Genomic DNA, 12108 nt, shown 5'->3' on the forward strand with positions numbered 1-12108 from the left:
GTGACTAGGTGGCGATTAATGCAATAGCGGGAAAGCGCTGCGCAATTGCCTTCGCAATTCCAGCGGAGTCTAGACCGCATTGACTCATGAGCAGTTTATAGTCGCCGTGCTCAACAAAGACATCCGGAATTCCCAATTGCAACACTGGCTTATGGATACCCATTGCGCTAAAAGCTTCTAAGCAAGCGCTGCCTGCACCACCCTGAATAGCCCCATCCTCAATAGTCACAAAATAATCATGATCCTGCGCCAACGATTTGAGTAACTCGATATCCAAGGGTTTGACAAAACGCATATTAGCCACTGTGGCATCAATTTGTTCGGCCACCTCTAGTGCTGGATATAACAAGGTACCAAACGCCAAGATGGCTACCCGTTGACCGACAATAGCGTTAGATCGACGGCGTAGCTCGCCCTGTCCCAGTGGAATTACCGGCAACTCTGTCGAGGGAATTGTGCCCACACCAGAGCCACGTGGATAACGTACCGCACTAGGATGCGGCTGTTTAAACGCCGTCGTTAATAAATTGCGGCACTCTGCTTCGTCTGCCGGCGTCATCACTAACATATTCGGAATACACCGCAAGAACGGGATGTCATACGCACCAGCATGGGTCGCACCATCAGCACCCACTAAGCCCGCGCGATCCAAAGCAAATACGACCGGTAAATCTTGAATAGCCACATCATGAATGAGCTGATCATAAGCACGCTGTAAGAAGGTAGAGTAAATCGCTACAACCGGCTTCATTCCCTCGCAAGCCATTCCTGCAGCAAAGGTCACGGCGTGTTGCTCAGCAATACCAACATCGTAGTAGCGCTCCGGAAATTGCTTTTCAAATTCGACTAAACCAGAACCTTCGCGCATCGCTGGCGTGATACCTACTAGCAGTGGATCTGCCTTGGCCATATCGCATAACCAATCACCAAAAACTTGGGTAAAGGTTTTCAATGCTGGCGTAGTTGATTTTTTTACACCCTCTTCTGGGTTAAATTTACTTGGCCCGTGGTAGAGAACCGGGTCAGCCTCAGCTAGTTCATAGCCTTGACCTTTACGGGTCACTACATGCAAAAACTGCGGCCCACGGCCTTCTAGGGCCAGGCGACGCACATTCTGCAACATCGGAATCAAGGCATCTAAATCATGCCCATCAATCGGACCAAAATAATTAAAGCCAAATTCTTGAAAAATGGTCGATGGAGAAACCATGCCTTTTGCATGATCTTCTAGGCGTTTTGCAAACTCACGTAAAGGCGGTGCAATCGATAAAACGCTATCGATACCCCGCTTCGTTGCCGAGTAGACATTGCCGCTGAGTAATCTCGCCAGGTGACGATTGAGTGCACCTACCGCTGGTGAAATCGACATATCGTTGTCGTTCAGAATGACTACCAAAGGTAAATCTTCATAAACGCCTGCGTTATTCATCGCTTCAAATGCCATACCACCCGTCATCGCACTATCGCCGATCACCGCAACAGCGACTTGCTTCTCGCCCTTAGTCTGAAACGCGCGCGCCATTCCCATCGCAGCAGAAATACTCGTGGAAGAATGTCCTGTACCAAAGGCATCGTATTCACTTTCAGAGCGACGTGGAAAACCGGAGAGCCCATCAAACTGACGCAAGGTATGCATGCGATCACGGCGACCTGTCAGAATTTTATGAGGGTAACTTTGATGTCCTACATCCCAAACAATGCGATCACGCGGAGTATCAAATACATAATGCAAAGCAATCGATAACTCTACCGTTCCTAAATTCGAAGACAAATGTCCGCCGGTTTTAGAAACAGAATCTAGTACAAACTGGCGTAACTCATCCGCCAAAGCAGGCAGTTGATCACGCGCTAATTTTTTTAAGTCGACAGGGGAATGAATGGAATTTAACGTCATCAAATCTTTAATAATCTTATTTGCCTCTATTTGCTTCTCTTTATCTCTATTTATCTCTTTTAACCACCAGCTTAGCCAATGCTTTCAGTGCCCGCGCTTCATCACCAAAACTAGCTAAGCTCACTATAGCGATTTCTTGCAATTCATTTGCCGCTTGCTGTGCATAGTCTAAACCCATCAAGGTCACATAGGTTGGCTTGTCATTCGCCGCATCTTTACCAGCCGTCTTGCCCAATGTTTGACTATCGGCAGTGGCATCCAAAATATCATCCACAATCTGAAACGCTAGCCCTAGGGCCTCAGAGTAAGTGGCTAAATGTTGCATTTGGGTCGAGCTCAGTTGCGCGGCAATACCCCCTAAACTGACTGCACATGACAACAAAGCACCTGTTTTCATGGCATGCATTTGTTTCAAGCCTGCTAAATCTAATTTTTTACCCACGCTCTCTAGGTCAATCGCTTGACCTCCTGCCATGCCGCGTGAACCAGATGCACTAGCCAGGGAGCGAATCATGCTCAAGCGAACCTCTGCATCACCATTTGCATTGGCTAATACTTCAAAGGCTCGCGTTTGCAGAGCATCGCCAACCAGTAAAGCAGTCGCCTCATCAAACGCTTTGTGCACTGTTGGTCGACCCCGACGCAAATCATCATCGTCCATACAGGGCAAATCATCGTGCACCAATGAATATGCATGAATGCACTCTATTGCTACTGCAGCGGCATCTAAGGAGGCCTCTAAATCATGACTTTTGACTTTACCTAATTCTCCAGCCGCGTAGACCAATAATGGACGGATACGCTTACCACCACCTTGGGCGGCATAACGCATTGCTTCATGCAGACGAACCGGATGCGTGTTCGCGCCATCTAGCAAGGCATCCAATGCCGATTCTGTCCTCAGCCCCCGAGTGCGGAGCCAGTCTTCAAATTGAAAGGGTTGATTGATCAAGATCGCAACACTTCTTAAGCTTCAAACACGCGAACTTGTTGCTCAACTTGTGTCAGCATGCCTTGGCAATGCTTCAATAATGCAGCGCCCCGTTGATAGGCCAAGAGCGTCTCCTCTAGGGAAAATTTGCCAGACTCCATGTCAGAAATCAGCATTTCTAACTCTTTTACAGCGTGCTCATAGCGAAGTTTGGGGTCAATTTGGACCTCAAGATGGGATTTTTCACCCTCAGATTTTTTAGTTGGCATGCGCTTTGATCCTTCAAATGTCTGTCAAATATATAGCCCCCTATATTAAAGCGAGAGGGGGTCGGATGGGTATAATCAACCCCTTCCTTTCCAATATCGATCCGTCGATGGTTGGATTGGTTATTCCGCTTAGCTTCGGCTGACGTTTTCGGGGGTGGGGAGAATGACTAATCTGGCTACCGCGCAGCAACTTGCGCCGTCCAATCTACAACTGCCAGTTTCGGCATATTTTGACGTTGATCTCTATCAGCGTGAAATGGCATTGCTATTTAAGCAGGGCCCAGGCTATGTAGGTCATGAACTCATGATTCCAGAGGTGGGCTCCTATCAAACCCTCACTTCAGAAAACGAAGGTCGTCTCCTCGTTCGTAACAAACAGGGTATTGAATTACTGTCTAATGTTTGCCGCCATCGCCAAGCTTTGATGCTCAATGGGTCAGGCAAAGTGGACAACATTGTTTGTCCACTACATCGCTGGACCTATGATTTAGAGGGCAGCCTATTGGGCGCGCCCCATTTTGAAGATAAGCCCTGTCTTAATTTGGGCAAATCCCCCTTACAAAACTGGCAAGGCCTCTTATTTGAAGGGCCTCGCGATGTGCGCTCTGATTTGGCCAATTTAGGTGTTGCCGGAGATCTTCAGTTCGAAGGTTACGTACTGGATCACGTCGAAGTGCATGAGTGCAGCTATAACTGGAAGACGTTTATTGAGGTCTACCTCGAGGACTACCACGTTGAACCCTTTCATCCGGGCCTTGGGAAGTTTGTTTCTTGCGAAGATCTGCACTGGGAGTTCGGTGACTGGCACAGCGTTCAGACTGTTGGTATTCATAAAAACTTAGAGAAGCCTGGTTCGCCCACCTATCAAAAATGGCATGAAGCAGTGCTGCGCCATTACGAGGGCAAAACCCCGCGCCATGGTGCGATCTGGTTAACCTACTATCCCAATGTGATGGTGGAGTGGTACCCAGGCGTCCTATGTGTCTCAACACTACATCCCCTAGGGCCTAACAAAACACGCAATATTGTTGAGTTCTACTACCCTGAAGAAATTGCTTTGTTTGAGCGCGAATTTGTTGAAGCTGAACGTGCCGCCTATATGGAAACCTGCATGGAGGATGATGAGATCGCGGAGCGTATGGATGCAGGACGTGCAGCCCTGTTAGCGCGTGGCGAAAATGAAGTAGGTCCCTACCAAAGCCCCATGGAAGATGGCATGCAGCATTTTCATGAATGGTATCGCCGTGCTTTAAATTTTCAGGGCGCATAATTTAAATAGTCTTTTCTTTTTTATTGCATTTGCTTATTGCATCTTTTTATAGCATCGTCTTTGTGTATTTTTTCTCCTTAGGGGCATTACATGACACCACTCATCACTGCAAATCAATTAGAAGAAGCGCTCAATAGTGGAGAGAATGTTTTGCTCTGCGACTGCCGCTTTGATTTAGTAGACCCAACCGCTGGGCAAAAATCGTATTTAGAGGGTCATATCCCTGGTGCTGTTTATGTCGATCTAGATGAAGATCTATCGGGCGACAAAAATGGTCATAACGGCCGCCACCCCCTTCCCACACCCCAGGCTTGGGCTCTCACCAAAAGCCGCTTGGGAATTGACGCTAACACTCTAGTAGTCGCTTATGACAATCAAGGTTCGGTTTATGCAAGCCGCCTCTGGTGGATGCTTAAATCAACAGGTCATGCCAAAGTACAGGTGCTCGATGGTGGACTCGATGCCTGGAATGGCCCGATTGGTAATACCCCCCGTAAACCGAGCCCCTCAAGTATGGTAGCCCCGGTGATGCCTTATGTTGGCCTGGTTTTAGTCGATGCTGTTCTTGAAAATCTACAGACGAAGAAAAGTACTGTGATCGATGCGCGTGCGAATGATCGCTTTCAGGGGCAAAACGAAACCTTAGATCCGGTAGGCGGCCATATACCCAATGCAGTGAACTACTGCTTTAGAAGCAATCTATCTGGCAAAAGTTTTAAAACGCCTGAACAGCTTTATCAGAATTTTGTTGACTTACTGGGAACAAGCAAAGCCGCTGAAGTCATTCATCAATGTGGCTCTGGCGTTACCGCTTGTCACAATTTAATGGCTATGGAAATTGCTGGCCTCAAAGGCTCTCGCTTATATGCAGGCAGTTGGAGTGAGTGGTGCGCGGATCCTAGTCGACCCATCGCACTTTAATGCAATACCGACAGCAGAATAACGAGCCCTACGCCACACGCAATTAAAACCGTTTGCCGTAATGACTCCAGCCAGTGCGGGCGGCGATGCATTTGCGGGATAAGATCGCTCACCGCAATATAAATAAAGCTACTCGAGGCAATCACAAGTAAATAAGGCATTGCAGCATGGGCTTTTTCTAAAAAGAAATAAGCCAGCACACCACCAACAACCGCAGCTAGACCGCAAATGAGGTTGTAGAGCAAAGCCCGTGTTCGTGAAAATCCTGCATTTAATAACACCATAAAATCACCAATCTCTTGGGGAATTTCATGGGCAATAATGGCAATGGCAGTGAAAATACCCACTTGATAGTCCGCCATAAATGCAGCAGCGATCAGCACGCCATCCACAAAGTTATGAATACCATCGCCGACTAAAATCATCCAGCCACTGCGCCCAGCTACCTCAGCATCGTGACCATGGTGATGATCATGTCCATCGCCCTCATGGTGATGGCTGTGGCGTAATAAAGAAATCTTCTCTAGGAAGAAAAAGCCCAGTAAGCCAGCAAGCAAAGTAGCAAAGAGTAGTTGTGGATTAACCCCTTCCATCATGAAAGCTTCAGGAAGTGAATGGAGCAAAGCGGTGGCCAATAAAATACCCACGGAGACGCTCACCATGTTGTGAACCATCTTAGATAAGAAGGCCATCGAAAAGCTAGCGGCAACTAAGACGCTAGCTGTACCTGCTAATGCAGTCACAAGCAATATGGTTTGCAGTACTGTCATAAAAACTTACGCTAATCCGTTTTGTTTAAACCAAGCTAAGCACTTTTCCCAGCCATCCTTAGCTGGGCCTTCGCGATACGATGCGCGATAGTCGGCATGAAAAGCATGCGGTGTATCTGGATAAATCTCAAAACGAGATGCTTTAGCTGCGGTATTTTTTGGTGCCGCGGTTGCAAGAGCTGCGCGCATTTGCTCAACGCTCTCTAAGGAAATGCCTGTATCTGCTGCACCATATAAACCCAGAACAGGAGCCTTTAACTCTGCAGCAATATCGACTGGATGACGTGGGCTGTTTTCTGTTTTCTCACCAATTACACGGCCATACCAAGCTACCCCTGCACGTACTTGTGGGAGCGTAGCGGCTAGCCAGGTAATGCGACCACCCCAACAAAAACCAGTCACGCCAACTTTTTTGAGATCGCCGCCGTTCTTGCCAGCCCATACCAAGGCTGCCTGAAGATCATTCAACACTTGAGTATCTGAAGTCTTAGCGATGATGTTACTTTGGATTTCTGCAATCGTTCCGTACGTATTAGGATCACCCGCGCGAGTAAAAAATTCTGGGGCAATCGCTAAGTAGCCTAATTTGGCAAAACGGCGAGTAACATCGGCAATGTACTCATGCACACCAAAAATTTCACTCGCTACGATCACAATTGGTAGAGCCCCTTTAGACTTCTCTGGACGAGAAACATAAGCGGGTAACTGAAAGCTGCCAACAGGAATCATCTGCTCACCAGCTTTGATACCCTTAAAGTCAGTCTCAATCGCAGCAGCCATAACAGGCTCTGACGCAGCAACAAAGCCAATTCCAATGGCGGTAGCGCTCACTGCTGAGGCCTTCATAAAGCCTCTTCTATGGCTCGATACCGGTGTTGAGTCTTGATTCTTTTTCGCAGTCATATTTCTGTGCCCCCTAATGAATGATCCAAATAAATTAATGCGCTTCTTCCCAATTATCGCCAATCCCAATACCTACTACCAAAGGAACCTTTAAATCAGCTACTTTACACATCAGATCAGGTAGTTTTTCCTGTAAAAGCGCCAGCTCATCCAGGGGTACATCAAATACCAGTTCATCATGAACCTGCAATAGCATACGGGTCTTGAGCTGTTCCTTTTCAAGCCAGTTTTCCACGGCAACCATCGCCAACTTAATCAGGTCAGCGGCCGTTCCTTGCATGGGGGCATTAATGGCCGCACGCTCCGCACCTTGGCGACGCGGCCCATTAGAGCCCTTGATTTCTGGCAACCACAGGCGCCGACCAAATACCGTCTCTACATAGCCATTTTCTCTAGCCTCTAGACGAGTACGCTCCATATATTGAGCTACACCAGGATAACGGTCAAAATATTTGGCAATATAGATTTGCGCCGCAGAGCGCTCAATCCCTAAATTACCCGCCAAACCAAAGGCGCTCATGCCATAAATCAGGCCAAAATTAATTACCTTGGCATAACGACGCTGCTCTGAGGTGACTGCTTCTAACGAAACTCCAAAGATTTCTGCAGCAGTTGTTTGGTGGACATCCCTGCCAGCAGCAAAAGCCGCTAACAAATTTTCATCCTCGGCAATATGGGCCATGATGCGCAGTTCAATTTGCGAGTAATCCGCTGACAGTAACTTACAACCCTCTGCCGGAATAAAGGCCTCGCGAATACGCCGGCCCTCCTCTGTGCGCACAGGAATATTTTGTAAATTAGGCTCGCTCGAAGCCAAGCGCCCCGTTACGGCAGTAGCTTGTGAAAAATTGGTATGCACTCGGCCTGTCTTAGGATCAACCATGCGCGGAAGTTTCTCAATATAAGTCGACATGAGTTTGGCTAAGCTTCGGTAGTCCAAAATGCGTGCAGGTAGGGGGTAGTCTTCGGCTAATTTCTGCAGTACCTCCTCGTCTGTTGAGGGAGCGCCCGATGGCGTCTTCTTAATGACTGGCAATGCGAGCTGTCCAAACAAAATTTCTGCAATTTGTTTTGGAGATTGAATATTAAAGGGTTGCCCTGCCAGCGAATGAATTTCACCCTCTAAGGCAAGTAGCCGTTTACCAACTTCCTGACCCTGCTTTGAAAGTAGCGCTGTATCAATCCGGATCCCATTACGCTCCATGATTCCTAAAACACGCATTGCTGGCATCTCAATCTGTTGATAGATATATAACAAGCCAGGGTTTGCTTGAATTTGTGGCCACAACGTCGCATGCAGACGCAAAGTAATGTCCGCATCTTCAGCGGCGTAATTGGTAGCAATACTGAGATCCACCTGATCAAAGCCAATTTGATGAACCCCTTTGCCGCAAACCTCTTCATAACGCACAGTCTTCATGCCGAGGTGTCGATCTGCAAGGCTATCCATATTGTGTGGCATGTGAGATTCAAGGACATAGGATTCGAGCATCGTATCAAACGCAATACCCTGCAAGGTGATGCCATAGTTGGCCAAAATATGTGCGTCATACTTCAGGTTTTGACCTACCTTCAGAGCAGCAGCATTTTCTAGCCAGGATTTCATACGAGCTAAAACATCCTCACGCTTAAGCTGAGTCTCACCATTGCGATGCGCCACGGGAATATAGCAAGCCTCACCAGGGGTGACGCATAGAGAAATACCCACTAACTCGGCAGCAAGGGCATCTAAGCTGGTGGTTTCTGTATCGACTGCGGTAAGTTGTGAGGCTTCAATCTTTCGCATCCAGCGCTCAAATGCAACTTCATCTACTACGCACTCATATGATTTTGCAATGGCGCCTTGTCGGTCAGCGGTCTCTTGAGACAGTGCTGTAGTTGGCGCTAGCGCAATGGTGCACGATTTTTTATTAGCGCCCTGATCGCTCACATGAGAGACAGTCTTCATCGGGCTCCCCGCAAGATCAAACCCGCCCCCAACCTCCAATCCTGGGGCCCCACCAAGCTGCTTCTCAACATCGCGTAACCAAGTTTTAAAAGCATAGCGTTCAAACAGATCACGTAACTGGGTGGCATCTTCTGGCTTAGCGTGTAAGTCATCAAGGCAAGGCAGATGAGCCGACAAATCACAATCCGTTTTAACGGTAATGAGCTGACGTGCTTGCGGCAACCACGCCAAAGTATTGCGCAAATTCTCGCCCACAACGCCTTTAATTTGATCGGCGTTAGCCATCAGCTGATCTAAATCACCAAATTCAGCTAACCATTTATTCGCTGTCTTAGGGCCTGCCTTGGGCACTCCCGGAACGTTATCAACCGTATCACCAATAATAGAAAGGTAGTCTACGATGCGCTCTGGTGGCACGCCAAATTTAGCAATGACGCCTTCGATATCGAGCTTTTCATCGGTCATCGTATTGATCAACGTGACAGAAGAGTTCACTAGCTGAGCTAAGTCTTTATCTCCTGTGGAAATAATCGTTTCCCATCCGGCTGCTGTGGCTTGGCATGCGAGCGTACCAATGACATCATCTGCCTCAACTCCAGAAACCATGAGTACTGGCCAACCCAAAGCCTTCACCATTGCATGAATTGGCTCTATCTGCTTGACTAAGTCCTCCGGCATTGGTGAGCGATGCGCCTTGTACTCGGAGTACATTTCATCGCGAAAGGTTTTACCTTTAGCATCAAAAACACAGGCAATATGGTCAACCTGAAGCTCGGATCTGGCCCGACGCATCATGTTGACCACCCCATAAATTGCCCCAGTGGGTTCTCCAGCCCCATTTCGGAGGTCTGGCATGGCATGAAAGGCGCGATACAGGTAGCTAGAACCGTCTACCAACAAGAGTCTATGTTTAGTCATACCGCAATCGTACAATCTAGTTACTATCAATCCATTAGTTCAACTGAAATAGACCTAAAAATAGACCTTAAAAGGTAAAAATAATGCACGCTTTACCCCACCTAATCACATCCTCAATGAGCCATGCTCTTGTTTTCCTTAGCTTTTTATTGGCTTTTGGCACTATTGGACTCCATTCTGCCCAAGCACAGAACAATAGCCAAGCTTTAAGCCCGTCTGAGCTTCAGCGTATTAATAACCAACCCCTTGCCCCTCCAGCAAGTGCATCTCAGTCAACCACAGCCCCTGAAGGCCGTAAACCTAGCTTTCAACACAAAGAGGCTGGTGGCACTGAAATTACCGAGTACAAAGATACCAACGCACCAACCCAAGTGGATGTAAAAACACGCTTCACCACTTATGAAATGGCACCCCCTGCCACTGTCATGCCTGGCCCAGCAAAAGAATCAGACCTCATTAGCGTGCCTAGCATCGCCATCCCCTTTTAATATTTCTCTTTTACTACCTCACAAGTTATGGCCGTATTCACCCCCATAGAACCGAGTGATATTTCTGACTGGATTGCCACTGATTTTGAAATTGGGCAAGTCACTGACGTTCGGGGTATTCAAGGCGGAATTGAGAACTCTAACTTCTTTCTTGACACTGAGCTTGATGGGAAAAAACAGCAATTTGTTTTAACTATCTTTGAAAGGCTGTCGGCAGCACAATTGCCCTACTACTTAGAGCTGATGCGCCATTTGGCCGATAAAGGCATTCCGGTACCAAAGCCCTTGGTCGACAAGCATGGTCAGATTTTATTTTCATTAAAAGGTAAACCGGCAGCAATTGTTAGTAAGCTCCCGGGTTTATCGAGGCTAGAGCCGCAGGTCAAGCATTGTGCGATGGTCGGCGAGATGTTAGCGAAGATGCACCTAGCCGGCACGGACTTCATACACACACAAGAAAATCTGCGTAGCCTTTCATGGTGGCAGCACACAATTCCACAGGTACTTCCGCATTTGAGTGGTGATCAACAAACTTTACTCACCAGCGAACTGGCGACTCAAGAGCACTTCTTTTCCAGCGCGGATTATGCTCAACTTCCTCAGGGTGCAAGCCATTGCGATCTTTTTAGGGATAACGTACTCTTTGATTCGAAGGGTGCAAGCGATACTTCTCAAGATGTACTCGGGGGCTTCTTTGACTTTTATTTTGCAGGCACCGATAAATGGCTATTTGATTTAGCAGTCACTGCCAATGATTGGTGCTTAGCGGACAACAAGCAGGATTTCCATCCTGCTCGCCTCAATGCCCTGATGGAAGCCTACCAATCGGTTCGCCCACTAACCAAGCAAGAGCAGCGAAGCTGGCCCTTAATGCTGCGCGCTGCTGCGCTACGATTCTGGATTTCTCGTTTATGGGATTTTTATTTACCCAGAGATGCCCAAATGCTTACACCCCACGATCCACGTCATTTTGAAAACATATTAATAAGCCGCAAAACACTATGAAACTCAATACCGTTCACCCCAAAGAAGGCTACACCTGGATTCGCCAAGGCATTTGGCTTTTTAAACAAAATCCAATTGGCTTTCTGATGTTGGTATTTATGTATATTTTCGCAGCGCAATTGGCTGTCCTCATACCGGTGATCGGAGTGTTTGCTGTCTTACTGGTAACCCCGACTTTATCCGTAGGCTTTATGACCGCCTGTCGTCTGGCTATTCAAAAAGAACGTATTCGTCCTTCGGTGTATTTATCAGCACTACGATCAACGCCCCTCGTACGTAAGCGTATTTTGCAACTAGGCCTTGTATACGGAGCGCTCATTCTTGTCCTGAGTTTCATCCTAAGCCTATTGGTCGATTTTGAAGTATTAATTCCCATCATGACCGGCGATAAGACTATGACACCTGAGATGGTGCGACAGATTTATCTGATTCTCTTTTTTGGTGGACTGCTCTACGTTCCCGTAGCAATGTTGATGTGGTTCTCACCAGTATTGGTAGCCTGGGAAGATATGCCGGTGCCACAAGCCCTATTCTCTAGCGCTATTGCTTGCTGGACAAACCGAGGGGCATTCTTTTTGTACCTTGCCATTTGGGGCGCAGTGCTGATCGCTATCCCCTTAACGATTGGCTTAATCTTAGATAGTCTAGATATAGGTCAAGCAGCCTCATTCATCGTTGCCCCAATCTCGATGGCAGGATTAACAGTAATGCACTGCTCTTTCTTTGCCACATGGAAAGCCTGTTTTGCTGAAAAAGAATCTGCGGTCTTGATTGCCTAGGTGCAGGCTAGA

At 47.6% G+C, this 12108-nt stretch carries 11 protein-coding genes; 5 read left to right on the forward strand and 6 right to left on the reverse strand.

Annotated features, from left to right (window positions below; translation table 11 throughout):
• Positions 1–4: 4 nt before the first annotated feature.
• Genes dxs through xseB form a run of 3 tightly spaced genes read right to left on the reverse strand, consistent with a single transcriptional unit; the run spans position 5 to position 3094 of the window.
• The gene (gene dxs / locus QUD86_RS07445) at positions 5–1894 is read right to left on the reverse strand and encodes a 1-deoxy-D-xylulose-5-phosphate synthase (protein WP_286296325.1); all 1890 of its coding nucleotides are present in this window, start codon (positions 1892–1894) and stop codon (positions 5–7) included.
• Positions 1895–1940: 46 nt separating this feature from the next.
• Positions 1941–2843, reverse strand: coding sequence for a polyprenyl synthetase family protein (locus QUD86_RS07450; RefSeq protein ID WP_502928899.1), 903 nt, complete (start codon positions 2841–2843; stop codon positions 1941–1943).
• 17 nt (positions 2844–2860) lie between these two features.
• Positions 2861–3094, reverse strand: coding sequence for an exodeoxyribonuclease VII small subunit (xseB, locus tag QUD86_RS07455; RefSeq protein ID WP_286296326.1), 234 nt, complete (start codon positions 3092–3094; stop codon positions 2861–2863).
• Positions 3095–3257: 163 nt separating this feature from the next.
• Here xseB and QUD86_RS07460 point away from each other — a divergent pair, with 163 nt between their 5' ends.
• A complete protein-coding gene (locus QUD86_RS07460; protein WP_286296328.1) occupies positions 3258–4364 on the forward strand; it encodes an aromatic ring-hydroxylating oxygenase subunit alpha in 1107 nt (368 codons plus the stop codon).
• A 90-nt stretch (positions 4365–4454) separates the two neighbouring features.
• The gene (locus QUD86_RS07465) at positions 4455–5285 is read left to right on the forward strand and encodes a sulfurtransferase (RefSeq protein ID WP_286296330.1); all 831 of its coding nucleotides are present in this window, start codon (positions 4455–4457) and stop codon (positions 5283–5285) included.
• Here QUD86_RS07465 and QUD86_RS07470 read toward each other — a convergent pair.
• From QUD86_RS07470 to polA, 3 genes are read right to left on the reverse strand one after another with little or no spacing between them, the layout of a single operon-like run.
• Positions 5282–6055, reverse strand: coding sequence for a ZIP family metal transporter (locus tag QUD86_RS07470; protein WP_286296332.1), 774 nt, complete (start codon positions 6053–6055; stop codon positions 5282–5284). The genes QUD86_RS07465 and QUD86_RS07470 overlap by 4 nt on opposite strands.
• Before the next feature lie 6 nt (positions 6056–6061).
• A complete protein-coding gene (locus QUD86_RS07475) occupies positions 6062–6958 on the reverse strand; it encodes a dienelactone hydrolase family protein (RefSeq protein ID WP_286296333.1) in 897 nt (298 codons plus the stop codon).
• Positions 6959–6992: 34 nt separating this feature from the next.
• Positions 6993–9824: a DNA polymerase I gene (gene polA / locus QUD86_RS07480; protein ID WP_286296336.1), complete on the reverse strand. Its 2832-nt coding sequence runs from the start codon at positions 9822–9824 to the stop codon at positions 6993–6995.
• A 116-nt stretch (positions 9825–9940) separates the two neighbouring features.
• Here polA and QUD86_RS07485 point away from each other — a divergent pair, with 116 nt between their 5' ends.
• From QUD86_RS07485 to QUD86_RS07495, 3 genes are read left to right on the forward strand one after another with little or no spacing between them, the layout of a single operon-like run.
• A complete protein-coding gene (locus QUD86_RS07485) occupies positions 9941–10312 on the forward strand; it encodes a hypothetical protein (protein WP_286296338.1) in 372 nt (123 codons plus the stop codon).
• 27 nt (positions 10313–10339) lie between these two features.
• Complete coding sequence (locus QUD86_RS07490) at positions 10340–11317, forward strand: homoserine kinase (RefSeq protein ID WP_286296340.1); 978 nt, start codon at positions 10340–10342, stop codon at positions 11315–11317.
• Positions 11314–12096, forward strand: a complete 783-nt coding sequence (locus QUD86_RS07495) for a BPSS1780 family membrane protein (protein ID WP_286296341.1) — start codon at positions 11314–11316, stop codon at positions 12094–12096. Before QUD86_RS07490 ends, QUD86_RS07495 begins: the two co-directional genes overlap by 4 nt.
• Positions 12097–12108 lie beyond the last annotated feature (12 nt).

Origin of the sequence: Polynucleobacter sp. TUM22923 (genome assembly GCF_030295705.1) — a bacterium.
In the GTDB taxonomy this organism is placed as follows: domain Bacteria; phylum Pseudomonadota; class Gammaproteobacteria; order Burkholderiales; family Burkholderiaceae; genus Polynucleobacter.